This is a genomic window from Pseudomonas sp. TKO26, from assembly GCF_003225665.1.
In the GTDB taxonomy this organism is placed as follows: domain Bacteria; phylum Pseudomonadota; class Gammaproteobacteria; order Pseudomonadales; family Pseudomonadaceae; genus Aquipseudomonas; species Aquipseudomonas saponiphila.
This window is the reverse complement of sequence record NZ_QKLN01000008.1, coordinates 155,763-172,804: the sequence shown is the minus strand read 5'-3', so window position 1 is coordinate 172,804 and position 17,042 is coordinate 155,763. Positions and strand designations below refer to the sequence as shown.

Sequence of the window (17,042 nt, the reverse complement as noted above, 5' to 3'; positions counted from 1 at the left end):
GAGGTTATTACCAAATGGAACTGATCCTGCTGGAAAAAATCGCCAACCTGGGCAACCTGGGCGATAAGGTAAACGTTAAGGCTGGTTACGGCCGTAACTACCTGCTGCCTTTCGGCAAAGCCACCGCTGCTACCGCTGCCAACCTGGCTGCGTTCGAAGCGCGTCGTGCCGAGCTGGAAAAACTGGCTGCAGAGAAGAAGGCTTCTGCCGAAACTCGCGCTGCGCAACTGGCTGAGCTGGAAGTGACCATCACTGCCACCGCTGGTGACGAAGGCAAGCTGTTCGGTTCGATCGGCACCCACGACATCGCTGATGCACTGACCGCCTCGGGCGTTGAAGTGGCAAAAAGCGAAGTTCGTCTGCCGAACGGCACCATCCGCAACGTAGGTGAATTCGACGTAGCCGTGCACCTGCACGCTGAAGTTGAAGCAACCGTACGCGTTGTCGTGGTGGCTGCTTAAGCAGTACCAAATCGTCTGGCACCTTGTGTGGCTGACGGTTAACATCGGGCACGATCCTGTTTACAGGTCGTGCCCTTTGTCTTTCTGCTGATCCTGATTTTCACCCCCGAATTCCAAGTGGCCATGAACGATATCTCCGCTCCCGAGCAATACGATCTGCAAACCGCCGCCCTGAAGGTGCCGCCGCATTCCATCGAGGCCGAACAGGCCGTGCTCGGTGGTCTGATGCTGGACAACAACGCCTGGGAACGCGTGTTGGATCAAGTGTCCGACGGCGATTTCTACCGGCATGACCACCGTTTGATCTTCCGCGCCATCGCCAAGCTGGCCGACCAGAACATGCCGATCGACGTGGTCACTCTGTCCGAGCAGCTGGACAAGGAAGGCCAGACTTCGCAGGTCGGCGGCCTGGGCTATCTGGGCGAGCTGGCGAAGAACACCCCGTCGGTGGCCAACATCAAGGCCTATGCGCAGATCGTTCGCCAGCGGGCGACCCTGCGCCAGCTGATCGGCATCAGCACCGAGATCGCCGACAGCGCCTTCAACCCCGAAGGCCGCACCGCCGAGGAGATCCTCGACGAGGCCGAGCGGCAGATCTTCCAGATCGCCGAAGCGCGGCCCAAGACCGGCGGCCCGGTGGGGGTCAACGAACTGCTGACCAAGGCCATCGACCGCATCGATACCCTGTTCAACACCGACAACGCCATTACCGGCCTGTCCACCGGCTACACCGACCTCGACGAGAAGACCAGCGGCCTGCAGCCGGCCGACTTGATCATCGTCGCCGGCCGTCCGTCCATGGGTAAGACCACCTTCGCCATGAACCTGGTGGAAAACGCGGTACTGCGAAGCGACAAGGCGGTGCTGGTGTACTCCCTGGAGATGCCAGGTGAATCGCTGATCATGCGTATGCTGTCTTCCCTGGGCCGCATCGACCAGACCAAGGTCCGTTCAGGCCAGCTGGAAGACGATGACTGGCCGCGCCTGACCTCGGCGGTCAACCTGCTCAACGACCGCAAGCTGTTCATCGATGACACCGCGGGCATCAGCCCCTCGGAAATGCGTGCGCGGACCAGGCGCCTGGTGCGCGAGCACGGCGATATCGCCCTGATCATGATCGACTACCTGCAGCTGATGCAGATCCCGGGGTCCAGCGGTGACAACCGGACCAACGAGATTTCCGAGATCTCCCGGTCCCTCAAGGCCCTGGCCAAGGAATTCAACTGCCCGGTGGTGGCCCTGTCCCAGCTCAACCGCTCCCTGGAACAACGCCCCAACAAGCGCCCGGTGAACTCCGACTTGCGGGAATCCGGAGCGATCGAGCAGGACGCCGACGTGATCATGTTCGTGTACCGGGACGAGGTGTATCACCCGGAAACCGAGCACAAGGGCATTGCCGAAATCATCATCGGCAAGCAGCGGAACGGCCCGATCGGCTTTATCCGCCTGGCGTTCATCGGCAAGTACACCCGCTTCGAGAACCTTGCGCCGGGCAGTTACAACTTCGACGACGACGAATAACGGCGCACACCATGGTGGTGGCCGCCTGTGGCGAGGGAGCTTGCTCCCGCTGGGTCGCGCAGCGGCCCCATGTCCGGTCGTCACCCTGCTCCAGATCCATCGTCAGCACCGCCGCTGCGCCTGCCGCGCAGGCGAGCGGGAGCAAGCCGGTCGCGTGAGAAAATGAATTCCGACCCTTTTGGTCGGAATTGGTTATTTTTTGTGCTATATTCCGCGCCCGCGAATTTTCCTGATAGCCATCGCGTCCCTATTCAAGCCAACACCGGTCATCGACATGCAAGCAGCCAAGCCGTTATTTGACTATCCCAAGTACTGGGCCGAATGTTTCGGGCCAGCGCCATTCCTGCCCATGAGCAGGGAGGAGATGGATCAGCTCGGCTGGGATTCCTGCGACATCATCATCGTCACCGGTGATGCCTACGTCGATCACCCGTCATTCGGCATGGCGATCATCGGCCGGCTGCTGGAGTCCCAGGGCTTTCGCGTGGGGATCATTGCCCAGCCCAACTGGCAGTCCAAAGACGACTTCATGAAGCTCGGCGAGCCGAACCTGTTCTTCGGTGTCGCCGCCGGCAACATGGACTCGATGATCAACCGCTACACCGCCGACAAGAAAGTCCGCTCCGACGACGCCTATACCCCCGGCGGCCTGGCGGGCAAGCGCCCGGACCGCGCCAGCCTGGTGTACAGCCAGCGTTGCAAGGAAGCCTACAAGCATGTGCCGATCGTCCTCGGTGGCATCGAAGCCTCCCTGCGCCGCATCGCCCACTACGACTACTGGCAGGACCGGGTGCGCAACTCGATCCTGATCGACGCCAGCGCCGACATCCTGCTGTACGGCAACGCCGAGCGGGCCATCGTCGAAGTGGCCCAGCGCCTGTCCTATGGCCACAAGATCGAAGACATCACCGACGTGCGCGGCACCGCCTTCATTCGCCGCGACACGCCCAAGGACTGGTACGAAGTGGACTCCACCCGTATCGACCGCCCGGGCAAGATCGACAAGATCATCAACCCCTACGTCAACACCCAGGACACCGCCGCCTGCGCCATCGAGCAGGAAAAAGGCCCGGCCGAAGACCCCAACGAAGCCAAGGTGGTGCAGATCCTCGCCAGCCCGCGCATGACCCGGGACAAGACCGTGATCCGCCTGCCGTCCATGGAGAAGGTGCGCAACGATCCGGTCCTGTACGCCCACGCCAACCGCGTGCTGCACCTGGAAACCAACCCGGGCAACGCTCGTGCCCTGGTGCAGAAACATGGCGAAGTGGACGTGTGGTTCAACCCGCCGCCCATTCCCATGACCACCGAGGAAATGGACTACGTGTTCGGCATGCCGTATCAGCGCATCCCGCACCCGGCCTATGGCAAGGAAAAGATCCCCGCCTACGAGATGATCCGCTTCTCGGTGAACATCATGCGTGGCTGCTTTGGCGGCTGTACCTTCTGCTCCATCACCGAGCACGAAGGGCGGATCATCCAGAACCGTTCCGAAGAGTCGATCATTCGCGAGATCGAAGAAATTCGCGACAAGGTGCCCGGCTTTACCGGGGTGATCTCCGACCTCGGCGGCCCGACCGCGAACATGTACCGCATCGCCTGCAAGAGCCCGGAAATCGAATCCGCGTGCCGCAAGCCGTCCTGCGTGTTCCCCGGCATCTGCCCGAACCTGAACACCGACCACTCGTCGCTGATCCAGCTGTACCGCAGCGCCCGCGCCCTGCCCGGGGTGAAGAAGATCCTCATCGCCTCCGGCCTGCGTTACGACCTGGCGGTGGAATCGCCGGAGTACGTCAAGGAACTGGTGACCCACCACGTTGGCGGTTACCTGAAGATCGCCCCGGAACACACCGAGGAAGGCCCGCTCAACCAGATGATGAAGCCGGGCATCGGCACCTACGACCGCTTCAAGCGCATGTTCGAGAAGTACTCCAAGGAAGCGGGCAAGGAGCAGTACCTGATTCCGTACTTCATCGCCGCCCACCCGGGCACCACCGATGAAGACATGATGAACCTGGCCTTGTGGCTCAAGGGCAACGGCTTCCGTGCCGACCAGGTGCAGGCGTTCTACCCGTCGCCGATGGCCACCGCCACGGCCATGTACCACTCGGGCAAGAACCCGCTGCGCAAGGTCACCTACAAGAGCGACGGCGTGACCATCGTCAAGAGCGAGGAGCAGCGCCGCCTGCACAAGGCGTTCCTGCGCTACCACGATCCGAAGGGCTGGCCGATGCTGCGCGAGGCCCTGCTGCGCATGGGCCGTGGCGACCTGATCGGCCCGGGCAAGCATCAGCTGATCCCGGCCCACCAACCGGCCACCGACAGCTACCAGAGCGCGCGGCGCAAGAACTCGACGCCGGCCGGCAGCCACAAGGTGGCCAAGGAAACCCGGATCCTCACCCAGCACACCGGCCTGCCACCGCGTGGCAGCGACGGCGGCAATGCCTGGGACAAGCGCGAACAGGCCAAGGCCGCGGCGTTCGCCCGCAACAAGCAGGCCGCCAAGGAGCGTGCCGACGCTGCCAAGGGCAAAGGCAAGAAGCCGACCCGCAAGCCGGTGGTACCGCGCTAGACCGACAAAACGCCAGCCGCCGAGCTGGCGTTTTGCTTTCTGGGCGATGGTTTTTTTGCCCGTGGGCGCGCAACAAATCGCCAGGGCTTTGTTAAGGTTGCCGGGTTTTTATCGCCGTAATGCCGGGATGGCTTGAGGCCATCAGGCAGCTTCCAATCGCCAGACCAAGGATGAATCCCGTGACCAGCTCGTTAGCCGCCATCGGCATGGACTCCAGCCCTTCGCAGTTTCTTGCCCGCCAACGTATCGAAAGCCAGATCAACCTGCCGCGCCTGTTCGCTGCCATAGACGCCGATCCATCGATTGTCGGCGCCGGGGTGGTGTACATCGATGCCGACTTCAACGTGGTGACCCTGCGCGAATTCAAGCCGATCTGCAGTATCACGCCCAAGCGCATCATCCTGCGGGAGGCGAAGAAGTACATCGCGCCCCAGCAGTTCGTCGATCAAGTGAAGAACAACCCCCGGGAATCCCGCCTGGCCACGGAATCGTTCAACACCACGCTGTCCTGCACCGCCGCGGTCATCGGCTGGCTGGTGGTGTTCAGTGGCAGTATCGCCGTGCCGTTCACCGCCGGCGCCAGCGCCTGGATGGTCGGGCTGGGGGTCACCGTCGCCGCGGCGGGCACCGCCCAGTGCGCCATCGGTGGCGCCCGGGTGATCAACGAGATCCAGGATCCGGCGGCCAACGACCGCATGGACGACGCCGAGTGGTACAACACCGTCTCGCCGATCCTCGACGGCATCTCGCTGGTGGGCGTCGGCGGTTCGGCGCTGACCACGGTCAAGCTGCTCAAGGCCAGCAAGGCCGCTGGCACCGGCAAAAGCTGGGTGCAGTTGCTCAAGGGCCTCAATCGCCAGGAGCGGGCCAAATTGACCAAGGAGTTGCTCAGCCTGCGCGACCCCAGCCTGACGCCCAAACTGCTCAAGTTGCAGCAACGGGCAGGGGGGCTGCCCAAGCGCTACTCGTCGGCGCAGATCAAGCACGCCACCCTGACGCAGATGAAGGATGCCCTGGGCGCCGCCCTGAGCACCGCCGGCAGTTACAGCTCCGGCAACCTCGGCACGGTGAAGACCCTGGCGGTGGGCCTCTACGAGGAGTTCGACCAGTGATTGGCGGCGGCCGGATGGGCGAGTTCCTGGCGCGTTATTTTCCGATTTTCATACTCACGGTCCTGCTCGGCTGCTTCAGCGCGTCGCTGCTGCTGTCCCTGTGCGGAACCACCTATTGGCGTGGCATGGCGCCGGCGCAGCGCGACGACTACTTGCTGCTGGGCCTGTTGCTGCTGATTCCGCTGCTGGTGCTGGGCAACCTGCTGATCGTGCGCGGAGTGGCCTGGGCGGTGTGGCTGCTGGCCGGCTACTTTCTGGCCTGCCTGCTGCTGGTGGTGCCGATGATCCAGTACCGCCCGCACCAGGGCGTGTACCTGTTCGCCATGCTCGTGCCGCTGCTCGGCCTGCTGTTGCTCAACAGCCGGCGGTACCGGGAGATGCGTGGGCGCCTGCTGCAGATCCGCCACGAGCGTCGACACCTGCAGGCTGCCGCCAAGCAATCGCGCAAGCGCCGTTGATGATGACCCGGCCGACCGGTGCATTTTCGTGCAATCCCTTGCACAGGGATGCAACGGTTGCGCGATTTTGGTGCTGTACTGCCCCGAGTCGTTGAGCAAACCCCGGGATCTGTGCGCTGGCATAAGTCTTGCGCGGGTCCATCCACCGCTCAGGCTCGCAGGAGGCACGCCGTGTCGATCCATGTCGCATTGCACCATGTCACGCACTATCGCTACGACCGGGCCGTCGAACTTGGCCCGCAGATCGTCCGCTTGCGCCCGGCGCCCCACAGCCGCACGCGAATTCTTGCCTATGCCTTGAAGGTTGAGCCCGAGGAGCATTTCATCAACTGGCAACAGGACCCCCAGGGCAATTACCTGGCGCGTCTGGTGTTCCCGGAGAAAACCACCGAGCTGCGCATCGAGGTGGACCTGCTGGCGGAAATGGCGGTGTTCAATCCCTTCGATTTTTTCCTCGAGCCCTACGCGCAGCAGATTCCATTCAGCTACGCCGCCGATGAGCGGCGGGAGTTGGCGCCCTACCTGGAAACCCTGCCCCTGACCCCGACCTTCCAGGCTTACCTGGACGCCATCCCGCGCGCGCCAGTGCCGACCGTGGATTTCCTGGTGGGCCTGAATCAGCGTCTCAGCGACGACATTGCCTACCTGATCCGCATGGAGCCCGGGGTGCAGAGCCCGGAGCAGACCCTGGTCAAGGCGTCGGGCTCGTGTCGCGACTCGGCCTGGCTGCTGGTGCAGCTGCTGCGCCACCTGGGACTGGCGGCGCGGTTCGTCTCCGGCTACCTCATCCAGCTGACCGCGGACGTCAAGGCCCTGGACGGTCCCTCGGGCACCGACGTGGATTTCACCGACCTGCATGCGTGGTGCGAGGTCTACCTGCCCGGTGCCGGCTGGATCGGCCTGGATGCCACCTCCGGGCTGTTTGCCGGGGAAGGGCATATTCCCCTGGCCTGCAGCCCCGATCCTTCTTCAGCGGCGCCCATCAGCGGCCTGGTGGAACCCTGCGAGTGCCAGTTCAGTCACGCCATGAGTGTCGAGCGGATCTGGGAAGCCCCCCGGGTGACCAAGCCCTACACCGATGAGCAATGGACGGCGATCCAGGCCCTGGGGCGGCAGATCGACCATGAGCTGCAGCAAGGCGATGTGCGCCTGACCATGGGCGGCGAACCGACCTTCGTGGCCATCGACGATCCCGACGGCGCCGAATGGAACACCGCGGCCCTGGGGCCGAACAAGCGCCGCCTGGCCGGCGAGCTGTTCCAGCGCCTGCGCCAGCGCTACGCCCCCCAGGGACTGGTGCACTTCGGTCAGGGCAAGTGGTACCCGGGGGAGCAATTGCCGCGCTGGTCGCTGAACGCCTACTGGCGGCGCGACGGCGTACCGATCTGGCACGACCCTGCCCTGATTGCCGACGAGCACCAGGATTACGCCGCCGATGCGCAGATGGCCGGGCGCTTTCTGGCCACTGTCGCCGAGCGCCTGAAACTGCCGGCACGCTTCGTGTTCCCAGCCTACGAGGACAATTTCTACTACCTGTGGCGCGAAGGCCGCCTGCCGCTGAACGTCAGCGCCGAAGACTCGCGGTTGGAGGACGCCCTGGAGCGCCAGCGGCTGCGCAAGGTGTTCAACCAGGGCCTGGACAAGGTCATCGGCCAGGTGCTGCCCCTGGCGCGCACGGCCAAGGGCGACCAGTGGCAGAGCGGGCGCTGGTACCTGCGCGACAGTCACTGCCGCCTGGTGCCCGGGGATTCGCCCCTGGGCTACCGCTTGCCCCTGGCGTCCCAGCCCTGGGTGACGGCGGCGGAGTACCCCTTCATTCACCCCCTGGATCCGAACCAGGACTTCGCGGAACTGCCGGGCCCGTCGCAACTGGCGGATATCGCCGAGGCGGCCGCCGCCCAGGAGCGGGTGCCCGCGATCGACCAATCCGCCGACTGGCTGACCCGCACCGCGTTGTGCGCCGAGGCGCGGGAAGGGCGCCTGTACCTGTTCATGCCGCCGCTGGAGCGACTGGAGGATTACCTGCAACTGGTCAGCGTGATCGAGGCCACCGCCGCCGAGCTGCAGTGTCCGGTGCTGCTGGAGGGCTACGAGCCACCGGCGGACCCACGCCTGGACAATTTCCGGGTGACCCCGGACCCGGGAGTGATCGAGGTCAACGTGCAGCCTTCGGTGAGTTGGGACGAGTTGGTGGAGCGCACCGAGTTCCTCTACGAGCAGGCGCGGCAGACGCGCCTGACCAGCGAGAAGTTCATGATCGACGGGCGCCACACCGGCACCGGCGGCGGCAACCATTTCGTCCTGGGCGGCGCCACCCCGGGGGACTCGCCGTTTCTGCGCCGCCCCGATCTGCTGCGCAGCCTGATCAGCTACTGGCACAACCACCCGTCGCTGTCCTACCTGTTTTCCGGTTTGTTCATCGGCCCCACGTCCCAGGCGCCCAGGGTCGACGAGGCCCGTAACGATGCGCTCTATGAACTGGAAATTGCCTTCGCACAGATGCCCGCGCCGGGCGAGGAGTGCGCGCCATGGCAGGTGGACCGGCTGTTGCGCAACCTGCTGATCGATGTCACCGGCAACACCCACCGCGCCGAGTTCTGCATCGACAAGCTGTATTCGCCGGATGGCGCCACCGGGCGTCTCGGGCTGTTGGAGTTGCGCGCCTTCGAGATGCCGCCCCATGCGCGCATGAGCCTGGTCCAGCAGTTGCTGCTGCGGGCGCTGGTGGCGCGGTTCTGGCGCGAGCCCTACGCTCCGGCCCGGCTGGCGCGCTGGGGCACGGAGCTGCACGATCGCTTTCTGCTGCCGCATTTCATCGAGCAGGATTTCGCCGATGTGCTGCAGGAGCTCAAGGCCGCTGGCTATCCGTTGCAGGCCGAGTGGTTTGCCGCGCACCGGGAATTTCGCTTTCCCAAGGTGGGCGACTATGCCGTCGCTGGTATCGAGCTGGAGTTGCGCCAGGCCCTGGAGCCCTGGCATGTGCTGGGAGAAGAGGGGGCGGCCGGGGGCACGGTGCGTTACGTCGACTCCTCGCTGGAGCGCTTGCAGGTCAGGGTCAGCGGGCTGACACCCGAGCGCCATGTGCTGACCTGCAACGGCGTGCCGGTGCCCTTGCAGCCCACCGGGCGGGTGGGCGAGTTCGTCGCCGGGGTGCGCTTTCGCGCCTGGCAGCCGGCCAACTGCCTGCAGCCGATGATTGCGGTACACGCGCCGCTGGTGTTCGACCTGCTGGATACCTGGATGCAGCGCTCGCTGGGCGGTTGCCAATACCATGTGGCCCATCCCGGAGGACGCAACTACGACAGCCTGCCGGTCAATGCCAATGAGGCGGAGAGCCGGCGCATGGCGCGCTTTTTCCGCCACGGCCACAGCCCCGGCAGCCTCCGGGCTGCGCCGCCGAGCAGCAACCAGGAAATGCCCATGACCCTGGATTTACGACGCTTTTAGTCCCGCTGCGACGCCCGCGATATAGCCATATCCGGGCGTCATGGCTGTGGGTTAATCTGCCTTTCCCTGCCGTCTGCCGAGTGTTCCATGCCTGACTTGCTAGACCGCTACCCGCTGACGGCGGGTACCTACCACGAGCTGCTGGATGACCAGGGTGCGGTGCGGGCGCACTGGCGGCGCCTGCTCGAACAGCTGCAGCGCAGCAGCCCCGCGCAACTGGCTCAGCGCCAGGCGCTGCTGACCCGGCAGATCCACGAGAACGGTGTCACCTACAACGTCTACGCCGACCCCAAGGGCGCCGACCGCCCCTGGGAGCTGGACCTGCTGCCCCATGTGATTCCGCTGGCGGAGTGGCAGCAGCTGTCGGCCGGGATCGCCCAGCGAGCGCGGCTGCTCAATGCCGTGCTGGCGGACCTGTACGGACCGCAACGCCTGATCAGTGAAGGGCTGTTGCCCGCCGAACTGGTGTTCGGGCACAACAACTTCCTCTGGCCGTGCCAGGGCATCCAGCCGCCCGAGGCGACCTTCCTGCACTTGTACGCGGTGGATCTGGCGCGCACCCCCGATGGTCGCTGGTGGGTCACTGCCGATCGCACCCAGGCGCCGTCGGGGGCCGGTTATGCCCTGGAAAACCGCATGATCGTGTCCCGGGCCTTTCCCGATCTGTACCGCGACCTGCAAGTGCAGCATCTGGCCGGGTTCTTCCGGACCCTGCAGGAAACCCTGGCTCGCCAGGCCCCCCGGGATACCGAGGCGCCGCTGATCGTGCTGCTGACTCCGGGGCGTTTCAACGAGAGTTATTTCGAACACCTGTACCTGGCGCGCCAGCTGGGCTACCCGCTGGTGGAAGGCGGCGACCTGACGGTGCGCGACGCCACGGTCTACCTCAAGACCCTCAGCGGCTTGCGTCGGGTGCACGCCATCATGCGGCGCCTCGACGATGACTTTTGCGATCCCTTGGAGCTGCGCACCGATTCGGCCCTGGGGGTGCCCGGCCTGCTCGACGCGGTGCGCCAGGGCCGGGTGCTGGTGGCCAATGCCCTGGGCAGCGGGGTACTGGAGTCTCCCGGGCTGCTGGGCTTCCTGCCCAAGATCAGTCAGTTCCTGCTGGGCGAGGAACTGCTCCTGCCGTCCATCGCCACCTGGTGGTGCGGTGAGGCGCCTGTGTTGCAACAGGCCCTGGAAAAGCTCCCGGAACTGTTGATCAAGCCGGCGTTTCCGTCACAGAGCTTTGCTCCGGTGCTGGGCCGCGACCTGAGTCCCGAGCAGCGCCAGCGCCTTGCCGAACGCATGCGCGCGCGGCCTTATGCCTATGTCGCCCAGGAGTTGCCGCAACTGTCCCAGGCGCCGGTCTGGCAGGCCGAGGACGGCCGGCTGCAATCCCGGGCAATCGGCATGCGGGTCTACGCGGTGGCCAGTGATGACGGTTACCGGGTCTTGCCCGGCGGCCTGACCCGGGTCGCCGCCGACGCTGACGCCGAAGCGGTGTCGATGCAGCGCGGCGGCGCCAGCAAGGACACCTGGGTGCTGGGGGAGCGAGCTCCCAGCGGCGAGCAGTGGAAGGCCCAGCGCACCATTGGCGTCTACGATCTGGTGCGTCGCGACCCTTACCTGCCATCGCGGGTGGTGGAGAACCTGTACTGGTTCGGTCGTTACTGCGAGCGCTGTGACGACAGCGCGCGGTTGTTGCGCATCATGCTGGCGCGCTACGTCGATGGCGATGATCCGCAAGCCTTGCGCGCCGCGGTGGACCTGGGGGAAAGCCTGATGCTGCTGCCGGAGGAGGGCGAGTTGCCCGAGCGCCTGCTGGCGGCCCTGCTGGGCGAGGACTGGTCGTTCAGCCTGCGTTCCAACCTGCAGCGCCTGCAGTGGGCGGCGTCCCAGGTACGCGGCAAGCTATCCCGGGAAAACTGGCAGGCCCTGGTGGAGTTGCAGCGCGAGGCCCAGGAGCTGGATACCCAGGAGCCGGACTTTGGTGAACTGCTGGACTTTCTCAATCGGCTGGTGATGTCCCTGGCGGCCCTTTCGGGCTTTGCCCTGGACGACATGACCCGGGATGAAGGCTGGCGTTTCCTGATGATCGGTCGACGTATCGAACGCCTGCAATTTCTCAGCAGCAGCCTGGCGGCCTTCCTGCGGGGCACCGCGCCCTTCGATCAGGCGGGCCTGGAGTGGCTGCTGGAGTTGGGCAACAGCAGCATCACCTATCGCTCGCGTTACCTGGCCGTGGCGCAGTTGATCCCGGTGCTCGACCTGTTGCTGCTCGACGAGCAGAACCCCCACGCGGTGCTGTTCCAGCTCAAGCTGGTGACTCGCACCCTCAAGCGTCTGAATGACGACTTCGCCGTGCCCCGCGATCTGGCGCTGCCCAAGCTGGTGGAGCGCCTGGCGCATTTCGACCTGGGTTGCCTGGAAAACTCGCTGTTCGGCCAGGCCAGTGTCCGGGCGGCGGTGGAAGGACTGGCGGATCTATTGCAGGAGATCGCCGAGGTCAGCGGCCAGGTTTCCGATCGCCTGGCCCTGCGGCATTTCGCCCACGTGGATGATGTCAGCCAGCAAACGGTGTCGGTCTGATGAGCGCTCGTTACCAGATATTCCACGACACCCATTATCGCTATGACAGCCCGGTGTCCCTGGCCCAGCAACTGGCGCACTTGTGGCCCAGGGCCTGTGCCTGGCAGCGGTGCAGCGAGCGGCAGTTGCTGATCAGCCCCGAGCCCACCAGCCGCCGCGACGAACAGGATGTGTTCGGCAATCCCCTGACCCGGCTGGCTTTCGAACGGCCCCATGATGAATTGCAGGTCAACGCCCAGCTCAGCGTCGAGGTACTGGACCGGCCGCCGCTGGACTTTGCGCTCTCCGAGGCCTGGGACGCTGCCCGCAGCAGCCTGAGCTACAGTGGTGGGCCCCTGTCGCCCCAGGTACTGGAAGCCTGTCGTTATCGCTTCGAGTCGCCTTATGTGCACCTCAAGCAAAGCTTCGTCGAGTTTTCCGCCAGCTGTTTCCCCCCGGGCCGACCCTTGCTGCTGGGCGTCCAGGCGTTGATGGAGAAAATCTTCAGCGAGTTCACCTTCGATGCCGAGGCGACCCAGGTGGCCACGCCCCTGGTGGAGGTGCTGGAGCGTCGGCGCGGGGTGTGCCAGGACTTCGCGCACCTGATGCTCGCCTGCCTGCGTTCGCGGGGGCTGGCGGCGCGCTACATCAGCGGCTACCTGCTGACCCAGCCGCCGCCGGGGCAGCCGCGGCTGATTGGCGCCGATGCTTCCCATGCTTGGGTTTCAGTGTTTTGCCCGGTGCTGGGCTGGGTGGATTTCGACCCGACCAACAATGTGCAGCCGGCGTTGGAACATATCACCTTGGCCTGGGGCCGGGATTTTTCCGATGTGTCGCCGTTGCGTGGGGTGATTCTGGGAGGGGGCAGCCATGACCCTGATGTCCGGGTCACCGTCATGCCCCTGGCATGACACGGCTGATTCCGACCTTGTAGGAGCCGGCTTGCCGGCGAAGACGGCGTAGGGCTGGAAGGCGCTTTCGCTGGCAAGCCAGCTCCTACGGGGCAGGTCAGGCCTGAGGGGCCTCGGGTTCGGCGTCGTCGATGCTCACTTCAGGATCCGCATCCGCTGCGTTGCTTTCTTCGGCGGCGGCTTTCTTGCGTTGCAGCTTTTCCTCTTTCTTCTGTTCCTTGGCCAAGTCACGTTGACGTTTGGCGAAGGAGTAATTGGGTTTGGCCATGGGCGATCCTCTGGGGTCGAAGGTGAGGTTGAGCGGCGCGTATTCTGCCTGTAATCGGGCGTTGACCGTTAACTGGGTTTGCTGTCGGCCCATTTGTCCGCCACCGACGGTTTCCAGGCGTCCAGGGCATCCAGCAGGCTGGCGGGCGAGTCGCTGATTTGCAGCATGTCACGGTGCGGGGCGCGGACGAAGCCTTCGCCGACGATATGGTCGAGAAATCCGCTGAGTTTTTCGTAGAAGCCGCTCACTTCCAACAGGCCCAGGGGCTTGTGGTGATAGCCGAGCTGGCCCCAGGTCCAGACTTCGAACAACTCTTCCAGGGTGCCCAGGCCCCCGGGCAGGGCGATGAAGGCATCACTGAGTTCGGCCATGCGCGCCTTGCGCGCGTGCATGCCGTCCACCACTTCCAGGCGGGTCAGGCCGTTGTGGCCGATTTCCTTGTCTTTCAGGCTTTGCGGAATGATCCCGATGACCTCGCCGCCGGCCGCCAGGGCCGCATCGGCGACGATGCCCATCAGGCCCACCGCGCCGCCGCCGTAGACCAGGGTCAGCTTGCGTTCGGCCAGGGCGCGGCCCAGGGCCTGGGCCGCTTCACGATACAGAGGATTGGTGCCGGTGCTGGCGCCACAGAATACACAGACAGATGTTAACGACATGCCTTACTCCGAGGTCATTGAGGGCCTCAGGGTAAAGGCAGGCCGGCGTGGCTCCAAGCATTAAACCTCGCGTTGCGGGGTTTCATGGGTGCCGCTGGCGCCACAGGCGTAGGCGGCGAGCAAGCTGCGAAGCAGACTGTTTATGGGCATGACCAAGGCTCCGGAAAGTGCAGGTGGGCGAAGTTTAGGTAGCCCTGGCGAAGCTGGCTGTTCAATTGTCTCGATCGGCCCGATAGCAGAGAGTTGTATACAATTTTTTGATGCACATCATAGGAACTTGGGAGAAATTCAGGCAGTCTTCGGTCCCATGGATTCAGATGGATTTTGTTAACCCTGCCTTGGAGATTCACCATGTTTGCCAAACTCGTTGCGGTATCCCTGTTGACACTGGCCAGCAGCCAACTGATGGCTGCCGAATGCAAGGTCGATGTCGACTCTACCGACCAGATGTCCTTCAACACTAAGGAAATCACCATCGACAAGAGCTGCAAGACCTTCACCGTGAACCTGACTCACTCCGGCAGCCTGCCGAAGAACGTCATGGGCCATAACTGGGTCCTGAGCAAAACCGCAGACATGGCCGGCATCGCCACCGACGGCATGGCCGCCGGCATCGACAAGAGCTACCTGAAGGAAGGCGACACCCGCGTCATCGCCCACACCAAGATCATCGGTGCCGGCGAGAAAGACTCGGTGACCTTCGACGTATCGAAGCTGACTGCTGGCGAAAGCTACCAGTTCTTCTGCTCGTTCCCAGGCCACAACTCGATGATGAAAGGCGCTGTGGTCCTGAAGTAAGCATCAGGCCAGGCTGCAACAAGAAAGCGCCCCGAGGGGCGCTTTTTTTGTGCCTGACGTTCGGCCGCTAGCGCCTCATGGGGCGAAGGGCATGACGCGTTTGTGATGGGTCTTGCGGTAGGTGTCGCAGATGATCTTGAAGGCTTCCTCGCGCACTGGCTGGCCATGCAGGAAGGCGTCGATCTCGGTGTAGGTGACGCCGTGTGAGGCTTCGTCCGGCTTGCCTGGGGACAGGTCTTCGAGGTCGGCGGTGGGCACCTTCTCTACCAGGGATTCCGGCGCACCGAAGTAGCGGGCGATCGAACGCACCTGGTTCTTCACCAGGCCGCTCAGGGGTGCGAGATCGCAGGCGCCGTCACCGAACTTGGTGAAGAAGCCCATCACCGCTTCAGCGGCGTGGTCGGTGCCGATCACCAGGCCATGGGCGGCGCCGGCGATGGTGTACTGGGCGACCATGCGCATCCGCGCCTTGGTGTTGCCAAGGACGAAGTCCCGGGACACCGCGTGCTGCCCTTCGAAGGCCGCCACTTCACTGGCCAGGGCCTTGACCGCCGGGCCGATGTTCACCGTGTGGCGTTCGTCGGGGTTGATGAAATCCACCGAAGCCTGTGCGTCGTGTTCGTCGAACTGGGTTTCATAGGGCAGGCGCACCGCGATAAAGCGGTAGCGGTCGTCACCGCTGCGCTCGCGCAGTTCGCGCATTGCCCGTTGGGCCAGCAGGCCGGCGGTCAGCGAATCGACGCCGCCGCTGATGCCCAGCACCAGGGACTTGAGCCCGGAATTGACCAGGCAATCCTGGATAAAGCCAATGCGTCGGGCGACTTCCGCCTCCAGGGTGGCGTGGTCGGAAAAAGGCGCTTGGACCTTGAGCTGCTGCGCAATCTCACGCTGTACGGCTTGCATGATTCACTCCTTGCCAGGTTGGGCAGGTACTTGGAAAACGTGGCGCAAGTAAGCGACGAAGTTGGGATCCTTGCAATGGGTCTTGCCCGCTTCATCGGAGATCTTGGCCACGGGCTGGCCATTGCAGGCGGCCATTTTAAGCACGATGCTCATCGGCTCGACACCGGGAATGTCGCAGGTCAGGTTGGTGCCGATACCGAAACTGACGTTGATCCGGCCGCGCAGCGCGCGGAAGATTTCCAGGGAGCGCGGCAGGCTCAGGCTGTCGGAGAACACCAGGGTCTTGCTCATCGGCTCGATGCCCAGCTTGTGGTAGTGGGCGATGGCCTTTTCCGCCCAGAGAATCGGGTCCCCGGAGTCGTGGCGTAAGCCGTCGAACAGCTTGGCGAAGAACAGGTCGAAGTCGCCGAGGAAGGCATCGGTGGTGATGCAGTCGGTCAGGGCGATGCCCAGCAGGCCGCGGTATTCGCGGACCCAGCAGTCGAGGGCGGCGATCTGGCTGTCGATCAAGCGCGGTCCCAGTTGCTGGTGGGCCATGATCCATTCGTGGGCCATGGTGCCCAGAGGCTTCATGTTCAGCTCACGGGACAGGTGGACGTTGCTGGTGCCGACAAAGCGCCCGGGGAAATCGTGTTTGAGCACGTTCACCACTTCTTCTTGGACCCGGTAGGAAAAGCGTCGACGAGTGCCGAAATCCGCCACTTGCAGCTCGGACAATTCCTCGCTGCTGGCGTTGGCGGTCAGCCAGTCGAACTTGCGGTACAGCTGCTCCCGGGCCTGCACCAGCTGGATCTCGCGGTAACGGTAGCGGTTGCGTACTTCGCTGATGATGGCCAGCATCGGCACTTCGAACAGGATCACGTGCAGCCAGGGGCCGCGCAGGCGGATGAACAGCTCGCCGTCCTCGATGCCGGTGTGCACGTAGCGCAGGTTGAAGCGAAACAGCCCGAGAAAGCGCAGGAAGTCCGGCTTGAGAAAGCTGATGCGTTCGAGAAAGCCCAGCTGGTCGGCGCTCAGGCTCAGGTCCGCCAGGCGTTCGAACTGGTAGCGGATCTCGGCCAGGTAGGGCCGCAGGTCCTCGCTGTTACGGCAACGAAACTCCCATTCCACTTCCACGTTGGGGTAGTTGTGCAGCACCGCCTGCATCATGGTCAGTTTGTAGAAGTCGGTGTCGAGCAGGTTCTGCACGATGCGATCGGCAAACACACTCTCGCTCATAACGGCAATCTCCATGCTGGCCGCGACGCACAGCGGCGGCTTCAGCTCTTTCAATGAAGGCGCTAGTGGCGCATAGACGCCCGGCGCTTTGCCAGTGTTTTTTCACGGCGGGTGAGGGGGCGGCCGCCGGAGCCGGCTCGCCAGCGAATGAATCTGCAGCCTTG

At 64.1% G+C, this 17,042-nt stretch carries 13 protein-coding genes; 9 read left to right on the top strand and 4 right to left on the bottom strand.

Features of this window, described 5'->3' with window-relative positions; genetic code table 11:
- The first annotated feature begins 14 nt into the window (after positions 1-14).
- The 8 genes from rplI (at position 15) to DNK59_RS14400 (ending at position 13,035) form a co-directional block, all read left to right on the top strand.
- On the top strand, positions 15-461 hold the full coding sequence (gene rplI, locus DNK59_RS14435) for a 50S ribosomal protein L9 (RefSeq protein ID WP_007921484.1): 447 nt from the start codon (positions 15-17) through the stop codon (positions 459-461).
- A gap of 123 nt (positions 462-584) precedes the next feature.
- Positions 585-1,982 carry a replicative DNA helicase gene (dnaB, locus tag DNK59_RS14430; protein ID WP_007921486.1) on the top strand — a complete coding sequence of 466 codons (1,398 nt, stop codon included), beginning with the start codon at positions 585-587 and terminating at the stop codon, positions 1,980-1,982.
- Positions 1,983-2,256: 274 nt separating this feature from the next.
- Entirely contained in the window at positions 2,257-4,554 is a 2,298-nt protein-coding gene (locus DNK59_RS14425) for a YgiQ family radical SAM protein (RefSeq protein WP_060837271.1), read from the top strand.
- Between the two features lie 170 nt (positions 4,555-4,724).
- On the top strand, positions 4,725-5,666 hold the full coding sequence (locus DNK59_RS14420) for an NAD synthetase (protein ID WP_110723615.1): 942 nt from the start codon (positions 4,725-4,727) through the stop codon (positions 5,664-5,666).
- The gene (locus DNK59_RS14415; protein WP_110723614.1) at positions 5,663-6,124 is read left to right on the top strand and encodes a hypothetical protein; all 462 of its coding nucleotides are present in this window, start codon (positions 5,663-5,665) and stop codon (positions 6,122-6,124) included. Before DNK59_RS14420 ends, DNK59_RS14415 begins: the two co-directional genes overlap by 4 nt.
- 171 nt (positions 6,125-6,295) lie before the next feature.
- Positions 6,296-9,571, top strand: a complete 3,276-nt coding sequence (locus DNK59_RS14410) for a DUF2126 domain-containing protein (protein WP_110723613.1) — start codon at positions 6,296-6,298, stop codon at positions 9,569-9,571.
- A gap of 87 nt (positions 9,572-9,658) precedes the next feature.
- Positions 9,659-12,145: a circularly permuted type 2 ATP-grasp protein gene (locus tag DNK59_RS14405; RefSeq protein WP_110723612.1), complete on the top strand. Its 2,487-nt coding sequence runs from the start codon at positions 9,659-9,661 to the stop codon at positions 12,143-12,145.
- Positions 12,145-13,035, top strand: coding sequence for a transglutaminase family protein (locus DNK59_RS14400; RefSeq protein ID WP_110723611.1), 891 nt, complete (start codon positions 12,145-12,147; stop codon positions 13,033-13,035). Before DNK59_RS14405 ends, DNK59_RS14400 begins: the two co-directional genes overlap by 1 nt.
- Before the next feature lie 97 nt (positions 13,036-13,132).
- Here the strand turns inward: DNK59_RS14400 and DNK59_RS31930 are convergent, their stop codons facing one another.
- Together DNK59_RS31930 and DNK59_RS14395 are read right to left on the bottom strand one after the other, a co-directional pair.
- Positions 13,133-13,303 (bottom strand): hypothetical protein, encoded by a 171-nt coding sequence (locus DNK59_RS31930; RefSeq protein ID WP_177431246.1) that lies wholly within the window; start codon positions 13,301-13,303, stop codon positions 13,133-13,135.
- A gap of 68 nt (positions 13,304-13,371) precedes the next feature.
- Positions 13,372-13,959, bottom strand: coding sequence for a TIGR00730 family Rossman fold protein (locus DNK59_RS14395; RefSeq protein WP_060837277.1), 588 nt, complete (start codon positions 13,957-13,959; stop codon positions 13,372-13,374).
- A gap of 351 nt (positions 13,960-14,310) precedes the next feature.
- Here DNK59_RS14395 and azu point away from each other — a divergent pair, with 351 nt between their 5' ends.
- A complete protein-coding gene (azu, locus tag DNK59_RS14390) occupies positions 14,311-14,757 on the top strand; it encodes an azurin (protein ID WP_011058960.1) in 447 nt (148 codons plus the stop codon).
- A 75-nt stretch (positions 14,758-14,832) separates the two neighbouring features.
- On the opposite strand, the gene nadE is transcribed toward azu, so the two are convergent.
- On the bottom strand, positions 14,833-15,660 hold the full coding sequence (gene nadE, locus DNK59_RS14385; RefSeq protein ID WP_110723610.1) for an ammonia-dependent NAD(+) synthetase: 828 nt from the start codon (positions 15,658-15,660) through the stop codon (positions 14,833-14,835).
- Between the two features lie 3 nt (positions 15,661-15,663).
- Complete coding sequence (pncB, locus tag DNK59_RS14380) at positions 15,664-16,878, bottom strand: nicotinate phosphoribosyltransferase (RefSeq protein WP_092319111.1); 1,215 nt, start codon at positions 16,876-16,878, stop codon at positions 15,664-15,666.
- Between the last annotated feature and the right edge of the window lie 164 nt (positions 16,879-17,042).